The sequence below is a fragment of the Ruegeria sp. AI2 genome, assembly GCF_056541275.1.
In genome coordinates this window covers 18,342-40,715 of record NZ_JBQFYB010000015.1, presented here as the reverse complement: position 1 = coordinate 40,715, position 22,374 = coordinate 18,342, and the positions used below count along the sequence as shown (strand labels likewise).

General features: G+C 55.3%; 20 protein-coding genes. 13 read left to right on the top strand and 7 right to left on the bottom strand.

The window, feature by feature from the left end:
- Positions 1-28 precede the first annotated feature (28 nt).
- Genes ACR0LL_RS18525 through ACR0LL_RS18510 form a run of 4 tightly spaced genes read left to right on the top strand, consistent with a single transcriptional unit; the run spans position 29 to position 3,945 of the window.
- A complete protein-coding gene (locus tag ACR0LL_RS18525; protein ID WP_480588674.1) occupies positions 29-1,153 on the top strand; it encodes an ABC transporter permease in 1,125 nt (374 codons plus the stop codon).
- Between the two features lies 1 nt (position 1,154).
- On the top strand, positions 1,155-1,970 hold the full coding sequence (locus ACR0LL_RS18520; RefSeq protein WP_480588673.1) for an ABC transporter ATP-binding protein: 816 nt from the start codon (positions 1,155-1,157) through the stop codon (positions 1,968-1,970).
- Positions 1,971-1,975: 5 nt separating this feature from the next.
- Positions 1,976-3,292, top strand: coding sequence for an MlaD family protein (locus tag ACR0LL_RS18515; protein WP_480588672.1), 1,317 nt, complete (start codon positions 1,976-1,978; stop codon positions 3,290-3,292).
- The gene (locus ACR0LL_RS18510; protein WP_480588671.1) at positions 3,289-3,945 is read left to right on the top strand and encodes an ABC-type transport auxiliary lipoprotein family protein; all 657 of its coding nucleotides are present in this window, start codon (positions 3,289-3,291) and stop codon (positions 3,943-3,945) included. Before ACR0LL_RS18515 ends, ACR0LL_RS18510 begins: the two co-directional genes overlap by 4 nt.
- A gap of 85 nt (positions 3,946-4,030) precedes the next feature.
- Here ACR0LL_RS18510 and ACR0LL_RS18505 read toward each other — a convergent pair whose 3' ends face one another.
- On the bottom strand, positions 4,031-5,611 hold the full coding sequence (locus ACR0LL_RS18505; protein ID WP_480588670.1) for an FMN-binding glutamate synthase family protein: 1,581 nt from the start codon (positions 5,609-5,611) through the stop codon (positions 4,031-4,033).
- Between the two features lie 251 nt (positions 5,612-5,862).
- Between ACR0LL_RS18505 and ACR0LL_RS18500 the strand changes: the two genes are divergently transcribed.
- Both ACR0LL_RS18500 and crcB read left to right on the top strand, forming a co-directional pair.
- Complete coding sequence (locus ACR0LL_RS18500; RefSeq protein ID WP_480588669.1) at positions 5,863-6,231, top strand: fluoride efflux transporter FluC; 369 nt, start codon at positions 5,863-5,865, stop codon at positions 6,229-6,231.
- Positions 6,228-6,590: a fluoride efflux transporter CrcB gene (crcB, locus tag ACR0LL_RS18495; RefSeq protein ID WP_480588668.1), complete on the top strand. Its 363-nt coding sequence runs from the start codon at positions 6,228-6,230 to the stop codon at positions 6,588-6,590. The genes ACR0LL_RS18500 and crcB overlap by 4 nt, the downstream gene beginning before the upstream one ends.
- Positions 6,591-6,790: 200 nt before the next feature.
- On the opposite strand, the gene ACR0LL_RS18490 is transcribed toward crcB, so the two are convergent.
- A complete protein-coding gene (locus ACR0LL_RS18490) occupies positions 6,791-7,408 on the bottom strand; it encodes a TetR/AcrR family transcriptional regulator (RefSeq protein WP_480483707.1) in 618 nt (205 codons plus the stop codon).
- Positions 7,409-7,553: 145 nt separating this feature from the next.
- Between ACR0LL_RS18490 and ACR0LL_RS18485 the strand changes: the two genes are divergently transcribed.
- From ACR0LL_RS18485 to mtnA, 5 genes are all read left to right on the top strand, one after another.
- Positions 7,554-8,483 carry an AEC family transporter gene (locus ACR0LL_RS18485; protein ID WP_480588667.1) on the top strand — a complete coding sequence of 310 codons (930 nt, stop codon included), beginning with the start codon at positions 7,554-7,556 and terminating at the stop codon, positions 8,481-8,483.
- A 99-nt stretch (positions 8,484-8,582) separates the two neighbouring features.
- Positions 8,583-9,416, top strand: coding sequence for an S-formylglutathione hydrolase (fghA, locus tag ACR0LL_RS18480; protein WP_480588666.1), 834 nt, complete (start codon positions 8,583-8,585; stop codon positions 9,414-9,416).
- Between the two features lie 3 nt (positions 9,417-9,419).
- The gene (gene sthA, locus ACR0LL_RS18475; protein WP_480588665.1) at positions 9,420-10,877 is read left to right on the top strand and encodes a Si-specific NAD(P)(+) transhydrogenase; all 1,458 of its coding nucleotides are present in this window, start codon (positions 9,420-9,422) and stop codon (positions 10,875-10,877) included.
- Positions 10,874-11,329: a YaiI/YqxD family protein gene (locus ACR0LL_RS18470; RefSeq protein WP_480588664.1), complete on the top strand. Its 456-nt coding sequence runs from the start codon at positions 10,874-10,876 to the stop codon at positions 11,327-11,329. Before sthA ends, ACR0LL_RS18470 begins: the two co-directional genes overlap by 4 nt.
- A gap of 122 nt (positions 11,330-11,451) precedes the next feature.
- Positions 11,452-12,546: an S-methyl-5-thioribose-1-phosphate isomerase gene (mtnA, locus tag ACR0LL_RS18465; RefSeq protein ID WP_480588663.1), complete on the top strand. Its 1,095-nt coding sequence runs from the start codon at positions 11,452-11,454 to the stop codon at positions 12,544-12,546.
- A 62-nt stretch (positions 12,547-12,608) separates the two neighbouring features.
- On the opposite strand, the gene ACR0LL_RS18460 is transcribed toward mtnA, so the two are convergent.
- Entirely contained in the window at positions 12,609-13,844 is a 1,236-nt protein-coding gene (locus ACR0LL_RS18460) for an MFS transporter (RefSeq protein WP_480588662.1), read from the bottom strand.
- Positions 13,845-13,993: 149 nt separating this feature from the next.
- On the opposite strand from ACR0LL_RS18460, the gene zapE reads away from it, so the two are divergent.
- Positions 13,994-15,052 carry a cell division protein ZapE gene (gene zapE / locus ACR0LL_RS18455; RefSeq protein WP_480588661.1) on the top strand — a complete coding sequence of 353 codons (1,059 nt, stop codon included), beginning with the start codon at positions 13,994-13,996 and terminating at the stop codon, positions 15,050-15,052.
- Positions 15,053-15,112: 60 nt separating this feature from the next.
- On the opposite strand, the gene ACR0LL_RS18450 is transcribed toward zapE, so the two are convergent.
- The 4 genes from ACR0LL_RS18450 to ACR0LL_RS18435 are packed head-to-tail and all read right to left on the bottom strand — an operon-like array spanning position 15,113 to position 21,361.
- Positions 15,113-16,387: a bifunctional folylpolyglutamate synthase/dihydrofolate synthase gene (locus tag ACR0LL_RS18450; RefSeq protein WP_480588660.1), complete on the bottom strand. Its 1,275-nt coding sequence runs from the start codon at positions 16,385-16,387 to the stop codon at positions 15,113-15,115.
- On the bottom strand, positions 16,384-17,316 hold the full coding sequence (gene accD / locus ACR0LL_RS18445) for an acetyl-CoA carboxylase, carboxyltransferase subunit beta (RefSeq protein ID WP_209597255.1): 933 nt from the start codon (positions 17,314-17,316) through the stop codon (positions 16,384-16,386). The genes ACR0LL_RS18450 and accD overlap by 4 nt, the downstream gene beginning before the upstream one ends.
- A 60-nt stretch (positions 17,317-17,376) precedes the next feature.
- On the bottom strand, positions 17,377-18,261 hold the full coding sequence (locus ACR0LL_RS18440; protein WP_480588659.1) for a CPBP family intramembrane glutamic endopeptidase: 885 nt from the start codon (positions 18,259-18,261) through the stop codon (positions 17,377-17,379).
- On the bottom strand, positions 18,254-21,361 hold the full coding sequence (locus ACR0LL_RS18435) for an ABC transporter transmembrane domain-containing protein (protein WP_480588658.1): 3,108 nt from the start codon (positions 21,359-21,361) through the stop codon (positions 18,254-18,256). The genes ACR0LL_RS18440 and ACR0LL_RS18435 overlap by 8 nt, the downstream gene beginning before the upstream one ends.
- Before the next feature lie 250 nt (positions 21,362-21,611).
- On the opposite strand from ACR0LL_RS18435, the gene ACR0LL_RS18430 reads away from it, so the two are divergent.
- The gene (locus tag ACR0LL_RS18430; RefSeq protein ID WP_480588657.1) at positions 21,612-22,373 is read left to right on the top strand and encodes a DUF6478 family protein; all 762 of its coding nucleotides are present in this window, start codon (positions 21,612-21,614) and stop codon (positions 22,371-22,373) included.
- Position 22,374 lies beyond the last annotated feature (1 nt).

The following is a 22,374-nucleotide window of genomic DNA, read 5'->3' as shown; positions in this document are numbered from 1 at the left end:
CATTGAATGTTTCAATTCACATGACCTCATGACGCAACCTTCGATAATCTCAGAACACGATTCCAGCGGTACTCGTGTACGCATATCCGGAGAGCTGCTCACGCAATCGCTGCAAACCGTTGAACAGAGTTTTGCCTCTGTCCGCCCAACCGGAGAAAGGGTCGTTCTGGATTTGTCCGAGGTCGAAGCCTTGGATACAGGCGGTGCCTGGCTGATCGCGGACCTTGGCAAACGCTTTACGTCGCAAGGTGCAACACTTGAATTTCAAGGGGTGAAACCGGCACATGCCACTCTGATAGATACTGTAACCCGTAGCATACCCGACGAACCCGGTGAGCTTGATAAACCGCGAAGTCTGTTAGATTTGATCGCACAAATGGGTCACATCACTGTAGGTGCCTGGCGGGATACGCTTTCCATCCTCGAATTTCTGGGTCTGACACTGCATCGGCTGTTTCGTACCATTGTCATGCCATGGCGGCTTCGCAAGGCAGCGCTGGTCACACACATGGAAGAGACCGGGTTCAAGGCACTGCCAATCGTGGCCCTTATGGGGTTTCTGATCGGTGTCGTACTAGCATTTCAGGGGGCGACCCAACTGAAGCAATTTGGAGCTGAGATATTCGTGGTCGAGCTGATCTCGATCTCGGTTCTGCGTGAATTAGGCATATTGCTGACGGCTATAATCGTTGCCGGGCGCTCGGGTTCAGCATTTACTGCGTCAATCGGCTCGATGAAAGTGCAGGAAGAAATCGACGCAATGCGAACGCTGGGTCTGGACCCGATCGAAGTTCTGGTCATTCCGCGCGTTTTGGCGTTGTTGATCATGCTACCCATATTGGGTTTTGTCGCCGATATGGCAGGCCTGTTTGGCGGCGCCTTGATGAGCTGGATCGACCTGGGTGTAAGCCCCGGAATGTTTCTTACCCGTTTGAAGGAAAACACCGACGTCTGGCAATTGGCAGTCGGTCTTATCAAAGCTCCGTTCTTTGCGCTCGTCATCGGCGTTATCGCCTGCTGGCAGGCAATGCAGGTCAAAGGGTCCGCCCAAAGTGTCGGTCAACGTACGACAGCATCAGTTGTTCAATCTATTTTCATGGTGATCGCAATCGACGCTTTGTTTTCGATCTTCTTCTCAGAGATCGGGATATGACATGACCGGGGATACACCACAGCCATTAGCTGCCGCGACTAAAGGTCGTGAGGCTGTCATTCGTGTACGCGGGCTGCGAACTCAGTTCGGTACGCAGGTGGTACATGAAGACCTGAATCTTGATGTCTGGCGAGGCGAAGTTTTGGGAATCGTCGGCGGGTCAGGCACCGGTAAATCCGTATTGCTCAGAACTATCGTAGGGCTGAACAAACCCGCAGCCGGAGAAATCGAAGTTCTGGGCGTCGATGTTCTGAATGGCCCAGAGGATGATCGCCGCAGAATCGAACGCCACTGGGGCGTTGCCTTTCAGGACGGGGCACTGTTTTCGTCGCTGACCGTGCTGCAAAACGTTATGGCACCGTTGCGGGAACATACAGGTCTCAGCGAGAAGCTGATGGAGTCTCTGGGTGCATTGAAGATCAGCCTCGTGGGTCTGCCGCAGCTGAGTTGCGGCAAGTTTCCGTCAGAACTGTCGGGTGGCATGCGCAAACGCGCCGCGCTAGCACGAGCGCTTGCCCTTGACCCCGAGATCGTTTTTCTGGACGAACCGACCGCAGGATTGGACCCGATTGGCGCAGCCGCGTATGATGAACTGATCGGCGAGTTACAGCAGGCGCTTGGGTTGACTGTTTTCATGGTCACCCATGATCTGGACAGTCTTTACGCGATCTGCGACCGCGTCGCGGTGCTTGCAGAAAAGCGCGTGTTGGTTGAAGGTCCGATTGAGGACATGACCAAGGTCGATCATCCTTGGGTACAGGAATACTTCACAGGCCCCCGCGCCCGCGCGGCGCAGCAGAAGGGGCAAAACAGGTAAAAGCAATGGAAACCCGGGCGAACTATATTCTGATCGGCGCGTTTACCCTTGCGGGGTTGCTGGGCGCATTCGGCTTTTTCCTGTGGCTCGCCAAATTTGAGATCACGCGCCAATACGCTTATTACGATGTACTATTTGACAATGTCGCAGGTCTGTCGGCAGCCGGCGGCGTGAACTTCAACGGCCTGCCGGTCGGGCAAGTCGTTTCCTTGCAACTGGATGAAAATGATCCGTCAAAGGTTCGGGTGCGGATCGAAGTGGACGCAGACATTCCGATAACCAATGAGACAATCGCGCAGCTTCAGTCCCTTGGCGTGACCGGTGTTGGCTATGTTGAACTGACCGGCGGATCGGCTAACGCTGAACGATTGCCACAAAAGAGTGTTATCAAGAGCAAACGCAGCGCAATTCAATCCCTGTTCGAAGGCGCGCCAAAAGTTCTGGATGAAGCCGTGACACTTTTGGAGAACCTGAACAAAGTCGTCGATGATAAAAACCGGGAAGCTGTGAGCGGTATTCTGGACAATCTTGCTTCGGCCACAGGTAAACTGGACAAGACACTGACAAGTTTTGAATCCGTCGCAAGTGACATCGGCAGCGCTGCGCAGGATATTGGCGCGTTTTCAAAGCGGCTGGACCCGCTGATCGAAACTGCGCAAACAACGCTCAAGACCGGCACGGAAACATTGGAAGCCGTCAAAACGGCATCCGGGTCTGCCAAGACGGCGCTGGACGAAGCAAAAACAACCCTTCAGACGGCGGACCGCATCTTGCAGCAGGAAGTGAAGCCTTTCATCGAGCGAGGTTCGCAACTGGCTGAACGATTGACCGTTTTGTCTGATGAAGGCAGCATCACCTTAGGAATTGTGAACGAAACCGTGATGAACGCCAACACGACGCTTGGCTCGATTACTACGGCCATGGAGTCCGCCAAGGGGGCGCTGGCTTCGGCAGAATCCGCTTTTGACTCTGCAAATCGCGTCATGGAGGAAGACGTGGCACCTGTTGCGGAAGATGTCCGGAAGGCGGCCAATCAGGTGACCGAAACCGTCGCAGGCATAACGAAAAAGATCGACCAGATCTCGGACGACGTCCTGAGCGCGTCAAATTCCGCGTCCGAATTGCTGGGAACCATCGACGGCATTGTTCAGAGCAACCGCCGACAAGTGTCAGACTTCCTGCGGGTCGGGTTGCCTCAGTTTGTTCGTTTCATCGAAGAATCCCAGCGTCTTGTTATCAGTCTGGACCGCCTCGTAGACAAAGTTGAACGCGATCCGGCACGTTTCCTTCTGGGCACCCAAGCATCGGAGTTCCGTCAATGATCAAGCCTGCACTTGCAATGTTGATGGTCGCGTTGTTTGGCGGCTGCGCTGGTCTGGGCACGTTGCAACAAGCGGCGAAACCGAATGATTTGTATCTGCTGACCCCAAAAAGCACGTTTTCCTCGGCGCTGCCCAGGATTGAAAAGCAGATCGTCGTTCAGGAACCCACGGCAACTGCCGCAGTGAACACGGACCAGATAGCCATTCAGCCTACCTCGTTGCAGGTTCAATATTTGCCCCGCGCCCGCTGGGTGGATCGCGCGCCCTTGATCGTTCAAACCTTGTTGGTTGAAAGCTTTGAGAACTCGGGCAAAGTCGCAGCTGTTGGACGCTCAACCGTTGGCCTGCGAGCCGATTATGTAATAGCCCCGGACCTTAGAGAATTTCAGGGGGTTGTGATCGAAGACACCGCGAACGGAACCAAAATTCGCGTCGAAGTTCGTATTAACATTAAGGTGATCGACGAATACGAAGATAAAATCGTTGCATCCAGCTCGTTCCAGGAAAACGTCGTGGCGGCAAGCGATCAGACGCCGGATCTGATCAACGCGTTTGACCTGGCGTTGGGGCGCGCGATGAGAGATTCTGTTGAATGGAGCATTCGCAAGATCAATACCCACGTGGCAAACAACCCGCGATCCATTCCCAGATAACGAAAGTTGCATAAGACGGCGGAAAAAGCGGGCAATTACGGCTGCGCTTTCACATGACCAATCATCGCGCTACCTAATGTGGTTTTCAGAATTGTGCGGCCGAAGCTCGGTTCCAATCATCTGCAAATTCTTCGGGAATGTCGTCCTTTAACAAGGCACCGTCCTCCAGATAAATATAAAGCTCGGCATAGGTACGCTCATGCTCGTCCGCAGTTCGGCGCAGGATATCACGGGGATGTAACTCGGACGCTTTTTCCTTGCCCATCGCGCCCAAAAGCTCGCGGAAACTTTCCAGTGTGGCATCGTGATAGCGATTAACACGCCGGCGTTTCTGCGGCACATTCACGGCGCGCCCGCGGATGGGATCTTGTGTAGCCACCCCTGACGGACAACGGTTTGTGTTGCAATGCAATGCCTGGATGCAACCCACCGCAAACATCATCGCGCGCGCCGAGTTGCACATGTCGGCACCAAGCGCCAACTTCTCGACCATGTCATAACCGGTCGCCACTTTTCCGGAACAGATGATCCGAATCTTGTCACGCACTCCGACACCGCGCAAACAGTTGCTGACAAAGATCAAGGCTTCGTTCAGGGGCATACCCAACCGGTTGGTGAATTCCACCGGGGCTGCGCCCGTGCCCCCTTCTGCCCCGTCAATTGTGATGAAATCCGGCAAGATACCCGTTTCAAGCATTGCTTTACAGATCGCCATGAATTCGGACGGCCTGCCGATGCACAGCTTGAACCCGACAGGTTTGCCGCCGGACATTTCTCGCAGGTGCTGGACAAAATGCATCAAACCTGTGGGCCCATCGAAGGCACTATGGGTGGGCGGTGAAATCACATCCTGATGTTCGGGCACTCCCCGTATCTCGGCAATCTCGGCATCGACTTTGGCAGCAGGTAGAACACCGCCATGGGCGGGCTTTGCACCTTGTGACAGCTTGATCTCAATAGCCTTGACCACGTCCCTTCCTGCCTTTTCGGCAAACTTGTCCTTGTCAAATCCACCAGCAGGGGTCCGGCACCCGAAGTAACCCGTCCCGATCTGCCAGATGATGTCCCCGCCTTCGGCCAGATGATGCGGTGACAGCCCACCCTCTCCGGTGTTATGCGCGAACCCCCCATCCTTGGCTCCTCCGTTCAGCGCGCGGATGGCATTGGCGCTGAGCGCGCCAAAGCTCATGGCAGACACATTAAGGCGTGAGGCGCTGTAGGGTTGCGTACATTGCGGACCCCCCAGCACTATGCGTTCTTCACTTTTGTCTACATGTTTGGGGGCTAGTGAGTGGTTGGCGCGATGATACCCGGCTTCGGTAATGTCGTATTGCGTGCCGAACGCCTGTGTGTCCACCTGCCCCTTGGCCCGAGAATAAACCAGCCCTCGGACAATCCTGTTGAAAGGCCGTCCGCTTTCGTTGGTTTCCACAAAATATTGGCGAATTTCCGGGCTTACAAATTCCAGCATGTACCGGAAATGCCCAAGAACCGGGTAATTGTTCAGGACGTTATGCTTGGTCGTCAGAACATCATAAAGACCGATGATCGCGTACGGCACCAAAATGATCAGAAGCCAAAGCGCATGAGACCAGAAGAACCCAAGGATCAGAACTAACGGCAGACAGACACAGCTCAGAAAAAAGAAAATTCTGCGTACAATCATGTTCCATACTCCTTGTGTTATTATCGGGCTGATGAGCCATGCTGTCAGAACTCAACGTGAAACAGATTGAAATTTTATTTCAAGTGCCCGCGGAAAAATGTCTGCTGAGGGACGCAAACGTGAAATCATGTTACGAACCTCCCAACTGTTGAACCCGGTGCAACCGGCGGATAAATCACGCTTAACGGACGACAAAGGGCCGATCCTTGGCAAACACACAATCCCACCTCTGGCGTGACCGAAAAAGCGTGATGTTTCTGTCCGTCTTCGCAGGCGGTGCGCTTGGGTCGTTGTTGCGTGAGGCGTTTGCACTAGAGATCCCAGGCCTAAGCTTTCTCACCTCGACTTTTGGCATCAACGTAGTCGCCTGTTTTGTTCTGGGCTGGCTATATTCCGTGCGCCATAAGGTGCACGCGCATGTTCTGCATCTTGGCGCCGTTGGGTTTTGCGGTGGATTGTCGACCTTTTCGTCTTTTGTTGCAGATCTTGAACGAATAGCCGACGGCGGCCTATGGGTAACGTCCCTGGCAATCGGGCTGGAAGTTTCATTTGGCCTTGCTGCCGCGCTGTTTGGTGAAAGACTTGGACGGCATTTTCATTCCGAAAAGACGCCGTCATGAGCGAAGTGTACCTTCATTCCATGTTCGCGTTGGGCGGAGGTCTGGGGGCCGTGATGCGCCATTGGCTGGCGCTGAGGATTCGGCACGACTTGCCACTAGCAACCTTGCTCGTAAATGTGTTGGGTAGCTTGCTGCTGGGGATCTGGGTTGGGTATTTGGGAGGTCCAGTAGACATTCCCGAGGACCAAAAACGCCTTGTTTTCGGGTTTTGCGGTGGTTTTACAACCTTCTCCAGCTTTGCCTACCAATCGCTCGAACTTCACCGCGAGCGCACATTGCTTTTGGCAGCAGGCAATATTCTGATCAGCCTTGCTCTGTGCTGGTTTTCTTTCTGGCTTGGCCTGTTGCTAACGCGTTGAAGCGTATAAAGCTGGGCAACAAGTTTGAACGCTGACCTGCTTTTCTTTCCGGCCAATGTTGGGTCCCAAGCCACGCCAATAGTTCGACAAATAAAGAGTTTGAAAAGACTTATCGCAGTAAGCTGAACTGCATCGAGTGTTCTGGTGTGTGAGCAATGGCCTGTGTCCCTGATCCGGATATGGGCCATTTCTTTCTTGGATCAGACCCCATACCGGGCAAGAAACATGTCCACGGCTTGCGTCGCTACTTCAGCGATTTCTTCTTTGCTGAATGAATTCTGAATTCCAAATGCAGCCCGGGTCCAGATCCGTACTTTGCAAAGCTCGGAAAACTGCTCAGCCGCTATTTGGACATTTTCAACTGCTAACTCACCTTTAGCCACGGCTTTTTCAAGGTATTCTGCCATTTGACGCTGGCCGTTTTGCGGCCCCGCTTCGTAAAATGCACGACCAAGTTCCGGAAACCGATCTCGTTCGGCAACACAAATGCGGAAAACCTGCTGCGCGAAATCTGAAACTAGAAACGCCGTCAACTGTGTGGCCGCGATCATCAAAACTTCTCGTGCGGGTTTGGTCTCGTCGATCATCGCGACGACCCGTTCGGCCATAAGACAGCATTCCGTTTGTGCAACTTCCATGAACAAAAGGCGCTTGTCCGGAAAATAGCTGTACAAGGTTGCTTTTGACACTCCAGCCGCGCGGGCAATGTCATCCACGCTTGCGCCCTCGAATCCGTCCGCCATGAAAACCTCTCGGGCCCCGCGCAAAACCTGATCAAACTTTCGGCCTGTGCGCAGGATGGTGGCGGTCTGGGTCATGTCATCTCCTCAATCAATACCTGTCACAGTTTATAAACCGTTCGGTTCAGGTACAAGGATTCTCGTATTCCCTTTAACGCTGACCTCGCCCAATTTGGGGAGTTGAGCTCTTGCGACGGTTCTAAACCGTGCTAGGACTTGGCCCATGGCCGATATCTTTTTGCGTACACTTCCCTTTTTTGCAATCATCGGCCTTGGCTTTTGGGCTGGGCGCACACGATTCTTTACGGCCGAAGCAACCGCATATCTGACCAAGTTCGTCTTCTTCTTCGCGCTGTCGGCAATGTTGTTTCGATTTGCCGCGACCCTGCCCTTTGCAGAGATTTTCAACGCAAGACTGATCTTCGGTTATCTCATAGGAACCGCTGCTGTTTATGGCATAGCAACTTGCATAGCGTGGATACGCGGCCTTAACGTGCCTACTTCGGCGGTTGAGGCACAATGCGCTGCTATTGGGAACGTTGGCTTTCTTGGCCTGCCGATGCTCGCGCTGCTGTTCACCGAAGCCGCTATTGGTCCGGTCATGCTGGTCCTGACCGTAGATCTGGTGGTATTCTCGTCTCTGATCGTGATCCTGATCAACGGCGGTCGCGACGGAAGGCTGACCCCAGCCACATTCAAACTGATTGGAATGGGTCTGCTCAAGAACCCGATGATTGTCTCGATCTCTGCCGGGCTCGTCTGGTCATCCCTGCAAATCCCGGTTCCCGATCCGCTGAACAACTTTCTGACCATCCTCGGTGGTGCCGCAACCCCCGGAGCGCTTTTTGCAATCGGTGCGTCCCTTGCTGGCAAATCCGCAGAAAGAATTCAGATCGCAGCCTGGTTGAGTTTCTGCAAGCTGGTGCTCCACCCGCTTTTCGTGGCAATCGCCCTGATCTGGCTGATCCCGGTTGGAACATTCCCGGCAAGCGTTGCAATTGCAGCAGCAGCTCTGCCCGTGGCAGGAAATGTATATATGCTGGCCGCGCATTACGGCATTGCCCCACAGCGCGCCTCGGCTGCTATTTTACTGTCGACGCTCGTCAGCATTGTAACCATACCGCTTGTAATTGCGGCTCTAGGAACTCTCTGACCTTCACTTTAAAAATACTCACTCCAAAGGCACTCGGACTTTACGCCGGGTCCGTGGATCGTTAGCCATGTTGCGACTCTAGAATAAGGACGATGCCTAATGGAAACCCTTTCGGAAAATGCCTGTTTCGGCGGAGTGCAAGGCGTGTATCGCCATGCTTCGTCGGCATGCCAATGCGACATGACGTTTGGCCTTTTTCTTCCGGCCGAGGCGAAAGATGGCCCGGTTCCGATCTTGTGGTATCTGTCTGGTCTGACCTGCACCCATGAAAACGCGATGACAAAAGCCGGCGCACAAGCTTGGGCTGCGGAACAAGGCATTGCAGTGGTATTTCCCGACACTTCGCCACGCGGTGAAAGTGTTGCGGATCATGACGACTACGATTTGGGTCAGGGCGCTGGGTTCTACGTGAACGCCACGCAGGAGCCCTGGGCACCGCATTTCCGGATGTGGGACTACATTGCCGACGAATTGCCTACCCTGCTGTTCGAAAGCTTTGCCATCGATAGCGAACGTCAGGCCATTACGGGTCATTCCATGGGCGGGCATGGTGCATTGACGTTGGCCATGAACCTTCCAGGACGGTACCGCTCGGTTTCGGCCTTCGCACCCATCGCGAACCCGACGGGCGCTGACTGGGGGCGCAAACAGCTGGGCGCGTATCTGGGGGACGATGAATCCCTTTGGGCCAAACACGACGCTTCCCTGTTGATGAAAGAAACCGGTTTCGACGGCCCCATCCTGATCGATACGGGCACCAATGATCAGTTCATGGACCTGCTGCGCCCAGAAGCGCTTGCCCAAGCCATCGCTGAGCGTCGCCAGCAAGCAACCTTCCGCCTCCAGCCGGGGTATGACCATTCGTATTTCTTCGTATCTACCTTCATGGAAGATCACATCGTTTTCCACGCCGAAGCGCTGTACGGAGACTGAGATATGAGCAAATACGACTATGATCTGGTCATCATCGGGTCCGGGCCTTCGGGGCGTTCTGCGGCCATTCAGGCTGGCAAGCTCAAGCGACGGGTTCTGGTGATTGACCGAAAAGACCGTTTTGGTGGGGTGTCCGTTCACACCGGAACTATCCCATCCAAGACATTGCGCGAAACGGTTCTGAACCTGTCGGGCTGGCGCGAGCGCAGCTTTTATGGCCGTTCCTATCGGGTCAAGGACCAGATCCGCGCCGATGATCTGAAAGCGCGCCTGCATATGACGCTCGATCACGAAGTCGACGTGCTGGAACATCAGTTCAACCGGAACCACGTCGATACTCTGGACGGTTTAGCCAAGTTTGTCGGACCACATGAAGTGGAAGTCGCCACTGATGCCGGAGAGACCACGCGTGTAACGGCCGCCAAGTTTCTGATTGCAACGGGGACCAAGACCTATCGCCCCGACTATGTTCCATTCAACGGCAAGACCGTGGTCGATGGCGACGAGTTTCTGGAAATGGCAGAAATCCCGCGTTCACTGGTTGTTATCGGTGCCGGGGTCATTGGGGTCGAATACGCCACGATGTTCTCCGCACTGGACGTTCGGGTGACGCTGATCGAGCCGCGGGATACGTTTCTGGACTTCATCGATAGCCGATTGATTCATGATTTCACCCATCAGATCCGCGAAAACGGTGTTGATCTGCGTTTAGGGTCAGCTGTCGAAAAGATTGAAGATGCGGGCGAGCATGTGGAAGTGACCCTTGAAAACGGGCGTCACGTGCGGGCCGAAATGCTGCTGTTTGCAGCCGGGCGCATGGGCGCAACATCGAAACTCAATCTGGACTCAGTCGGACTGGAAACCGATCACCGTAACCGGATCAAGGTAGACCGCAAGACATATCAGACCGCGGTTCCGCATATCTACGCGACCGGGGATGTGATCGGTCACCCTTCGCTGGCCTCGACTTCATTGCAGCAAGGGCGTGTGGCTGCCTGCCATGCGCTCGAGACACCTACACTGCCAGAAAGCCCATGGTACCCCTATGGCATCTACTCTGTTCCCGAAATTTCCACCTGCGGCATGTCCGAGGAAGAACTTCAGGAACGTGGCATTCCGTATGAGGTCGGCGTGGCCCGATTCCGCGAAACCTCGCGCGGGCATATCATGGGTCTGGAACACGGCATGCTGAAGATGCTGTTTTCGCTTAAAACCCGCCGTGTCTTGGGCGTGCAGATTGTGGGCGAAGGTGCGACCGAACTGATCCACATCGCTCAGGCGGTGCTGAACCTGAAGGGCACTGTCGATTACTTCGTTCAGAACACGTTCAACTATCCAACTCTGGCCGAGGCTTACAAGATCGCCGGGTTGGATGCTTTCAACCGGATGCCGATCCCGGACGAATTCAAGGTGCGGAAGAAACCTGCTCAACCAGAGGAAAAAGAGGCCAAAAAGGCGTGACAACGCTGTATGTCGATGGCGATGCCTGCCCTGTAAAGGCCGAGGCCGAACGGGTTGCAACACGACACAAGGTGCCTATGGCACTGGTGTCGAATGGCGGTCTTCGACCGTCAGCAAACCCGCTTGTACAGGTCATCGTGGTTTCGGAAGGTGCTGATGAAGCGGACAAATGGATTGCAGAACGCTGTGGCGCTGGGGATGTAGTTGTGACCTCTGATATCCCTCTGGCCGCGAAATGCGTCGAAACAGGTGCCCGAGTTTTGCGCCCCAACGGCGAGGCCTTTACGGCAGCCAACATTGGCCAGCAATTGGCAATGCGTGATTTGATGGCTGACCTGCGGGCCGCCAATCCGCTGGGGGCCGGAGGCGGCGGCCGACCGTTCAGCAAAGCAGATCGTTTAAGGTTTCTGGATGCGTTAGAGCGGGAACTTCGCGCAGCGACCCGAGGATAAGTGCAATCATCGGCAAGCTAAAACGCCAGCCGGCATCCAGAAACGCCCGTTTACAAGCCCGCCGAAAGAAAGCAGGCTGCGAAAGACTTCTGATCAGGCTATTCGCAAACGGAGACCGAATTATGAAAGTACAGGGTGCTCATTACCGGTCGATTTGGTGGGACAAATCGGCAGGTGAGGTTCGGATTATCGACCAGCGTTGGCTGCCCCATGACTTTCGGGTGGTTACCCTGAAAACGCTGGATGAATTTGCGACAGCGATCCGCGACATGTGGGTTAGGGGTGCGCCACTGATCGGTGCAACAGCCGCGTTTGGAATTGCCGAACAGATGTCCCGTGACAGCTCTGACGCTTCGTTCGATGCCGCATATGACGTATTGCACGCGACCCGGCCAACGGCAATCAACCTGCGATGGGCATTGGACAGATGCCGCGACGCGCTGATGCCACTTGCCCCAAGTGACCGTGCCGAACGGGCCTGGGCAATGGCACAGGAGGTTGCTGACGAAGATGTTGAGATCAATGCCTCGATAGGTCGCCATGGGCTGCAACTGATCAAAGAAATTGCAGCCCGAAAGCCCGCAGGTGAACCGGTGCGGCTATTGACGCATTGCAATGCCGGTTGGCTGGCAACGGTGGATTGGGGAACGGCGACAAGCCCGATGTATCACGCGCATGACGCGGGCATTCCGCTTCATGTCTGGGTGGATGAGACCCGGCCACGAAATCAGGGGGCGCTGACATCCTGGGAACTTGGCGAACACGGCATTCCCCATCGTTACATCGTGGACAATGCAGGCGGTCACCTGATGCAACATGGTTTGGTTGACGCCGTCATCACCGGTACAGACCGGACCACGGCACAAGGCGACGTCTGCAATAAAATCGGCACCTACCTGAAGGCCTTGGCGGCGCGGGACAACGGGGTTCCGTTTTATGTTGCCCTACCCTCGCCTACGATCGACTGGACGGTTCGGGATGGAGTGACGGAAATACCGATCGAGGAACGTGATACAAAAGAAGTGACCTATGTCATGGGCGTGGACGGCCAAGGGGATATTGCCGATGTTCGCGTCACCCCGAACGGTACAGAGGGTGGCAATCCTGCCTTTGATGTCACACCCAACCGGCTGGTGACCGGGCTTATCACCGAGCGTGGCGTCTGTGCCGCCTCGGCCGAAGGCCTTGCCGGATTGTTTCCGGACCGAGTCGGCTAGATTAACACCCCACACGGCATTACCGCTGGCACGCGCACGTAGGTCGAGCGCGAAACGTTACTTCAGGCGGGGACTGCCAGACGGTTCTCTCGGATCGGTAGATGAACGATGGCGCTGAAAGCCCCTATTGCCACACCGATCCACCAGACCAGGGCATAGTCACCATACTGGTCATACATACGCCCCCCCAGCCAGACGCCCAGGAAGCTGCCAACCTGATGGCTGAAGAAGATTATGCCATAGAGTGTTCCCATGTAACGCAAACCATAGAGGTGCGCGACAAGACCCGACGTGAGCGGAACGGTGGCCAACCAAAGCGATCCCATCACCAGCGAGAATGTAATGACGGACAGCGGCGTTATCGGGAAAACGATGAACAATGCCGCAGCAAGTGTCCGACCGGCATAGACCGAGGCCAGCAGGTATTTCTTAGGGAAATGATTACCTGCCCAACCCGCCAAAAGGGTCCCGGCGATATTGGCCAAACCAATCAGTGAAATCGATACCGCGCCAAGTGCGGACGTGGATGTGATGCCGATGGAATGCAGCACGCTGCCGGCTTGGATCGGTCCGCACATCTCGGTCACGAATGCGGGGAAGTGGGCCGTGATAAATCCAAGTTGGTAACCGCAGCTAAAAAACCCAATAAATATCAAAGTGTAAGAAGGATCTCGGAACGCCTTCCCCAGAATTTCTCCCATGCTTTCTTGCAACTCTGCCTTTGAAGCTGGTTGAGGCGCCCGCATGAAAGGCAAGGTCAGTACAAGCGCAAGAATCGCAGCGGCAAACACGACGAAGACTTGTTGCCAGGGCAAGAATGACAGCAACCACTCAGCCGTCGGCGCGCCCAGAACCTGCCCGAAACTGCCCGCAGCAGTAACGATGGCCAGCGACATGGACCGGTTTTCATCAGAGGACGCGCGACCGACCACAGCCAAAACCACACCGAACCCGGTGCCAGCAATGCCAAACCCAACCAGCCACGCATAAACCTGATGCTCGAGCGGTGTGACGGACCAAGCCGACAGAACCAGACCAGCAGCATAGGTCAAGGCGCCGAGGATAATGGCCTTTCGGTCTCCTACTTTCTCAGCGATAGCTGCAAAGATCGGTTGACCGATGCCCCAAGCCAGATTCTGGATTGCAATCGCCAATGAGAAATCCGTGCGCAGCCAGCCAAATTCACTGGCGATCGGTATCTGAAACACGCCGAAAGACGCGCGCACGGCAAAGCTGACCGTGATGATGATGCATCCAACGATCAGGATCGGGTTCAACATGCGGGTGGATTGCGGCATAGAGACCTCGGGTAGCTTGGTCCGACGGACCGTACTGGATTTACGGGTTGCGTCAATTCAACAGATTTGCGGTCACGGATAAGCAAATTTGATACGTCAGGGAAAAGGCTTCTTTTCAACGGGCTGGGTCATGGGTAAGGCTCTGGGTCATGACGGATCTGATTTCGCACTACGAAGCCCGCGTCGAGGATGGAACTCTGACGCGTGACGACGCTCAAGAAGCCGTGTTACCCCAGTTTGAGCGCATCCGTGCGGCACTGGCCGAGCCGGTTAAACGAGGGTTTTTCCGCAAGGCTCCGCCTCCGCCTAAAGGCCTGTACCTGTGGGGTGGCGTCGGACGTGGTAAATCGATGCTGATGGACATGTTCGTCGACACACTGGGTGAAGTCCCCGCACGGCGCGTTCACTTTCATGCCTTCATGCAGGAAATCCATGCCGGAATGCACAAGGCCCGGAAAGAGAACGTCGAAGATGCTCTGGCACCCGTGGCAAAGGAGGTGGTGAAATCCGTCCGCCTGCTGGCCTTCGACGAGATGCAGATCACTGACATTACGGATGCGATGATCGTCGGCCGTTTGTTTGACCTGCTGCACGAAGGCGGCGTTGTTGTCGTGACCACGTCGAACAGGCATCCGGACGCGCTGTATAAGGATGGGTTGAACCGGCAATTGTTCCTGCCTTTTATTGCCCATATCAAAGACCAGTTGCAGGTATGGGAACTGGTATCGCCCACGGATTACCGTCAGAACAGATTAGAGGGGGCTCCGGTCTATTTTACACCCATCGGACCAGAAGCGCGGCAGAAATTACGGGATGTCTGGAAAGATCTTGCAGGCGGACCTGCCGATCCGTTGATATTGCAGGTCAAAGGCCGCGCTGTCGAACTGCCCGCATTTCGCAACGGGGTTGCACGGGCTTCGTTTTATGACCTGTGCGGCCGGATGCTGGGACCGGCGGACTATCTGGCTATCGCAGAAGCAATTAAAGTGTTGGTGCTTGAAGATATCCCCCGTTTGTCGAGAAATAACTTCAATGAAGCCAAGCGCTTTGTCATCCTGATAGATGCGCTCTATGAGGCAAAAGTTCGGTTGATCTGCTCGGCTGCGGCGGAACCCGAGATGTTGTATGTCGAAGGAGAAGGCACCTTTGAGTTTGAGCGTACTGCGTCGCGCCTGCGGGAAATGCAGGACCAGAACTGGGGGAAGTAGGGGCTCTGCCCCCGTCGCGCTGCGCGCGCCTCCCCCGGAGTATTTGCGAAAAGATGAAGCTTAACCGTTTTCACGCAGGATGTTTCCGGCAAGATAAAGGGAGCCGCAGATCAGGACACGCGCCTGTGGGTCTTTGTCCGTGATTGTCTTCAACGCTTCCGAAACACTTGCAGCGACTGAAGAAGGCAGGCCAACTTTGGTGGCAGCGGCGGCGGTTTCATCGGCGCCGAGCGTGGCCGCCTCGCCTGGTATGGAGATGGCGGTCAGGCTTGCAACCTGTCTGGACAGTGGCGCGAGATACCCAGTCACGTCTTTCGTGTTGAGCATACCGCAGATTAAATGCGTGGGGCGTTGCGGCATCTTTGCCAGCACATCGGCCAGCGCGATACCTGCGGCCGCGTTATGCCCTCCATCCAGCCACAGTTCGACCTGGGGGGCTTGCTCGCTCAGCGGACCGGTTTTGAGACGTTGCATACGCGCGGGCCAATCGGCATTGGACACGGCAGCCTCGTAGGCAGTGTCACCCATTGAAAGATGACGCAGAACCGCCAAGGCGGCACCGGCATTCTGGAACTGATGTGCACCCAGCAGGTTGGGGAGCGGCAGATCACGCAACCCGGTTTCGTCCTGATAGATCAAGCGCCCGTTTTCTTCATGAGCGTGCCAATGCTGGCCATGTATAAGCAGCGGTGCGCCCAACCGGGCGGCTGTGTACTCGATCACCTCCAGTGCCTCGTCTTCCTGCGGGCCGACGATGCATGGCACACCGGGTTTGATAATTCCCGCCTTTTCGGCGGCAATCTTTCCCAAAGTGTCGCCCAGATACTGTTCATGATCGATTGAAACAGGCGTAATGACTGTCACCGCCGGTTCATCAATCACATTTGTTGCGTCCAGCCGTCCGCCCAAACCGACCTCGAGCAGAGTGTAATCCGCTTTGCAGCGAGAGAAGGCCAGCAAGGCAGCACAGGTTGTGATCTCGAAATACGTGATGTTTTCGCCGCCATTTGCCGCGTAACACTCATCCAGAACCGCAGTCAGGTCGGGTTCTGAAATCAGTTCGCCCGCCAACCGGATACGTTCGTGAAATCGCGCCAGATGGGGCGAGGTGTAGGCATGAACGGAACGCCCTGCCCCTTCCAAGCCCGCCCGGATCATGGCCTGGGTCGAGCCTTTGCCATTGGTCCCGGCAATATGGATAATCGGTGGCAGCTTGAGCTGCGGATTGTCCAAGGCGGCCAGCAATCGCCAGACGCGATCCAAGGTCAAATCAATGATCTTGGGGTGTAGCGCCATCATCCGGTCGAGGATGGCGTCAGATGTCTTGGTGTTCATTTTTTCCCGGTCTCTTCGGCCTGCGCGACCTTGGCCGTTTCATCCGGTGTCGGTGCTGGCAGGTCACCTTTGATCGCCGGCGGTTGGTTCATCAGCATCCGGGTGATGGTGATCAGTTCGTCACGCATCTCGGTACGTTTGGTGACACGGTCCAGCATCCCGTGATCCAGCAGGTACTCGGCCCGCTGGAAGCCGTCGGGCAGCTTTTCGCGAATCGTCTGCTCGATAACTCGGGGACCGGCAAAGCAGATCAGCGCGTTCGGTTCCGAGATGTGGACATCGCCCAACATCGCATATGACGCCGTCACACCACCGGTGGTGGGATGGGTCAGCACAACGATATAGGGCAGATTTGCTTCTTTCAGCATCTCGACGGCCACGGTTGTGCGCGGCATTTGCATCAGGCTTAGAATGCCTTCCTGCATCCGTGCTCCACCCGCTGCCGAGAACAGGATCAGTGGGCGCTTTAGCTTAACCGCTTCTTGAGCGGCCGCGATGATCGCGTTGCCCACATACATGCCCATTGATCCGCCCATGAAGGAGAAATCCTGCGCTGCCGCAACGATAGGCGTGCGCCCGATTTCGCCTTTGGCAACCAGCATCGCCTCTTTTTCGCCGGTCTTTTTCTGCGCCGCTCGCATACGCTCGGGGTACTTCTTCTGGTCGCGGAAATGCAAGGGATCTTCTTTTGGCGCTGGCACTGCAACCTCGGTGAAAATACCGCCGTCGAACAGGTGATTAAACCGCTCGCGTGGGGTAATCGCCATGTGATGGTCACATTGGGTACAGACGTTCTGATTTTCCGCTAGTTCACGATGAAAAAGCATCGTTCCGCACTCGTCACATTTCTGCCAGAGGTTTTCGGGCACTTCGCGGCGAGAGAAGATCGAGTTGATCCGGGGGCGGACGTAATTTGTGATCCAGTTCATGTCGGAACCTTGGCTTGTGCGGTGTTGACGTCAAATAAGACGCCACGGGAAGAAATGCAATCAACGCCTGATCGCAAGCCGCGCCGCCAGCCAGCATACGAACATCACAGCCAAATCCACCACCAGCCAAGGACGAAGCTGTTCGGCGTCAGATGCATCGAACGGAAGCGAGAAAAGCGCCAGCCCGCTCAGGTTGTCCGGCAAGGAAACGAACAATAGTGCGATGATGTTATTGAAGAAATGCAAGGCGATAGCTGGCCCCAATGTACCTGATCGCGCTGTGAGATCGGATGCAAGTATCCCAAATATTAATGCCCACAGCACAAACAGAATTGCATTTTCTCCTGCCAGTTCTGGCGTGTAATGGCCAGCGGCAAACACAACAGACGGTATCCCCATCCAAATGACGGGCGATTGAAACCTGGCGGCAAGGGCTTGCTGAATGTACCCTCGAAACAGAACTTCTTCGGCGCTGGTCTGAATCAGGACAACCAATACCGAAACCGGAAGCAACAAGAGCCATGTTGAAAATGGCAGATTCTTTGACAGAGATCCCCCCAAACCGTAGGGCGGTAGCAAGACACCGACAGCGCCCAAGATAAGCAGTGCTTTCAGCACTTTCAGAAATTGGGCCGCAACCAGACCCCGCTGGCCGAAAATTGATCCCAAGGATCGGTGCTGCAGCTGACGCGCGGCCACTGCCACGCCAAGAATGATGAACCCAAAACTGGCCAGCAACAAAAGCAGCGCCAAAGGTGTGCTGCCTTGCAAAAGTTCCTGAGCCCACTTCGCTGAGCCCAACCCCGCGACCACGGTGAAAAACACCAGGTTCAAAACGCTGACCAAAACGGCGATCAATGCCAGCCCCAGCAATAGACGCCAGAGTTCGGGTTTGGCGCGGGCTGTTTCGACCAGGCGCGCATGAGCCGAATACGCGCTAGGCATTCTTACCAATACCTTCCTGTGCCGTTTCATCCGTCACGGGTGGAAACATGTCTTCGGCGTTCTGGGCCACGCTGATTCTGTTCGAAAGGGTGGTCAGATACCCTGCAACCGTCTGTAGCAACTGCATAGCGACCGAAGCATCGCTTTCAACAACGGCACGCAGCTCTTCCGCGCCGATACGCAAGAAGCTGCTATCTTCCGTCGCGACCAGATCCAGCTGCCTTGGTTCCCCTGTAATGATGGACAGGTCTCCGATAAGCCGACCGGGTTCTATGATCGAGATTGTACGTTTCGTTCCATCCTCGTTGGACCAATCCAGTTTGGCCTGTCCTGAAATGCACAAATAGGCCGCATCCGGCGCCTGACCGCGGGAAAAGATGACTTGCCCGGCGCTGGCCTCGTACCATTGCGCCGAAAACGCCAGCAGCCGCTGGTTTCTGCCATCCAGGCCGGAAAACAACTGCGTTGCTGACAGGATCTCGAGTTTCCGGCTCAGATCGTCCGACGTGCTGTCCTCATGCGCTGGTCTGCTTCGCGAGACGCCGTCGATCCGTCCATCCTTGATTTCCACAAACAAGTCATAGGCTTCGGGATGTGCAAAATGATCCTCCATGAATATCATGATGGAATCGGGCAGCAGTTCCCGTAGTTTCAGGCGCGTGCGCAACCGGCTTTCCGAGTCGTGGCTGGCTAGTGCTTTGTCCAGGATCAGGATGTCGGGGCGTTTGATGCCTGCGCGCGAAAAAGCGGCACGCTCCTGAAACACGGTTGGAAGGTTGTTGCCGCCCAGCCCGGACGGAAGGTCATAAATAATGGCCGCTGCCCGACGGCGCAGACCGGCTTCGTTCATGGCCTCTGCAACGATGTCTTCGATATCTTCGGCATGGGCACCCGCCATCAACGATATCCGGCCATAGATCGCGTTCTCCATCACGGTCAAGCGCGGCACATAGATGTCAGGCGCCACAGACATGAACAAACCGTCCATTGCACCACGCAACCGTTCAGCCTGGGTCTTGCGGATAGCAAGAATTTTTTCCTTGTATTCCTCTGGGAAATCCGGGCCGATCTGTTCCGCGGTCAGAAGGAAAGGCACTGTCAATAGCAAGGCGCGCTCCTGATCGCTCAGCGCGGCATTCCCTTTGGCTTTGCGCCGGTCCTGGATGTCGAGCAGCCGATGATACATGTCCTTTGACATGCCAAGCCGCAGAAACAGAGGATGGTCAGCCCCGTCCCGCCCAAATGTCTTGCCAAGAGTATCCATGACAGCATTCGATATGCTGATCGCGTCATCTGCCAGATCATGGGTGCTGAGCAATTGCACGAACCGCGCGTCTCCGGCCAGAATGTCTGGAGATATGTCTCGCGACGGTGCCGCGAACAACAGGTTGCCCCCAAGCGGGACGGCCGGGTTAAACTGGTTTGGATCGAACCTATAGACATAACGATCCAATCCTTTTTCTTTCAGCCGTTCTGCGATGGTTTCTCTCAGCCTGACTATTTCCTGTGCCAGTACAGGGTGTATTTCTGGATCAAACTGGGAGCGCAGAGTGCGCCGGAACATGAACTCGTCAATCCCCATGGCTTCCACCAGCTGGAACCACCAGTCACGTATTCCATCAATATCGTCCAGACCGGCAAGCCCCGGATCGATCCACTCATCTTCCAGCGAATCCGGTGGGTTACCCGCCCGAACAGACTCGATCTGACGACGGGACGGGGTTCTTATGGCATCTGCCTCGTGCTGCGGATGGGTGCGCAACGGCATCATGAGGTTATCGCCCAAAGTCCCATCAAACAGATAGGGGCGTGAATAGGCATACCCGATCCGGGCCGCGATAACTGATTGGTGCAATTCGTCCAGCTTGTGGCCAGCTATGACCACATCCCCCTGAACAGGCAGAACCTCTCGGGTCAGCAACTGGCCCAACGCACTACGTTCCGACGCATGGGTGGATTGAATTGCCACACGCGCGCCCCGCGGGATGGTCAGATCAATGTCTTCCAAAATGGTTTTGCCATCGCCATCGCGAACGGTCACATTGCGCAATTCGATATCACCGGTCAGATGTGGGATGGTTTCCGGCTCGCCTATGAACAGCTCTTCGGGGATCATGTTGTCCGGGGCAAATCTTTCGGTGACCACCTCCCACCGCAGGGACATGTCCTGTACCTGGTTGTAGTAGGTCAGAAGGTCTTTCCAGGGGCCGCTTAGGTCTTTGTACGCGCCCAACGCGGCAACCAGTGCACCTACTGTCACCTCGCCCGTGATCGCCAGGTATCCGCCCACCGAATAAAACAGGAATGGCGTCATCTGAGTGATCAAATTGTTCAGGAACTTCATAAAGAATTTCTTGTTGTAGATCTTGAACCGGATCTCGAACAAGGTCCCCAGCCTGTGACTGAACTGGGCCAGACGATAGCGCCAGCCGCCATTCGTGCGCAGGTCACTGATGCCCGCCGCGCTTTCCCCGATTTCCGAGCTCAGACGCCGAACCTCCTGAATACGATCCTTGTTCAGCAAGTTGATCTGGCGCTGCAACTTTGGGATCAACCAGGCCTGAAGCGGGATCAGCGCGATGCTTGCCAGACCGAACCAGAGGCTTTGCATGAACAGAAAGGTGACGATTGTCATCATCTGACCAAACTGAAACACCGGTTGCGCAATCGCATCCCCCATCAGGCCGCCCATCGGCTCGGCCTCGGATGTGATCATCGAGACCAGCTCTCCTTGGCTGGTGGTCGCGAAATAGGACTTTGGGAACCGCATTGTGCGTTGAATCAGGGTATAGCGCAGACGGCGCAGCATGCGTTCGGACAAGATGCCTTTCATCGTATTGATGCGCATCTTCATCAACCCGCTGGCAATCACAGTAGCCAGAAATGCAAAGCATAATATCATCAGGTACTGAACCTGAGACACTGTGATGCCCCAGATTGTCACCGTATCGCCTGGCGCACCGATGGCATCGTTGATGATTTGCTTAGGCAGCTCCAGCGACGCATAGAGAAACGGGAAAGACAGGACCGTTAACAGCAGCAGGACAAGTTGCTGTTTTTTTGAATGCTTCCAAATAAAGGAAAATAATGTGGGCTCCATAGCCTGGCCTTATCGATAGCTGAACTGATGTTTGGCTGTTCAGGGGTAACCCATTTTTAGGAAACAGACGGTAAGCATTGACCCGACGTATTGCAAGAATTGACGGGGTCAGACTCCTAATCCGGCACCTATCTTTTTTACGCTTAGCCACCAACCAGAAAACGTAGCGCTTAAGTAGTGTTTTTGTGATTGCGGGTTTATTCCTACTCATTTCTTTGACTAAAGAAGGACATTATCGGACGAAGAGACCATGCGCAGGATTCTGGATCGCTATATTCATCGCCGGACGCTCGGCCGCTGGCGCCGGGCCGTACAGCAGGCGCCAGATTCGGCGCAGGCCGAGTTGCGGGTGAAACGCGATCAGGCGCGCAGCCTGCGTGGGCAACTGGATCGCCTTATCCAACTGGCGGATGCGCGCTTGCTCCGCCCGAAAATGGGATCAACTCAGTTTCACCGGCCTGTCGGCACCGACTGGAGCTGGCGACCCGACCTGTGGCGCGCGCCGTTGTTGCAATCCGGCATGGCCTCTGTTCCCCGTAAAACGGTAATGGACGATCAGGTCAGCTTATTTCACGACTGCCCGTTGACCGAAATCGCTGTGCGGCAAATCCGCAACCGGGGGGCAAGTGATCTGGCCCCGTTCAGTCTGGAGGTCGAGGTCTTTGGCTTCGAGGGGTCGTTCCTGTCGGTATCAATCGATTTGCCGCGTGAGGTCGCCCGCGACTTGACACGCGAGCATCTGATCCGGTTGGAAACCCTGATTGACTGCGAGAAACCGTCTGGCGTGTTTGCGCGTCTCAATGTTCAGCACGGGCCCAACATGGAGCAGGTTTTGCGGCAGCTAGACCCTTCTGAAACCGTAAACGCAGTTGATTTCGACCTGGCTCACCTGCCTCTGAATGAACGTCGGATCGAAAAGATCTGGCTGGATCTTATTTTTGAGAAACCGCAGATGAACCGTATAAGTGTGCGAGACCTTACTTTTTGCCGCTTCCATCGCGCGGACTTGTGAG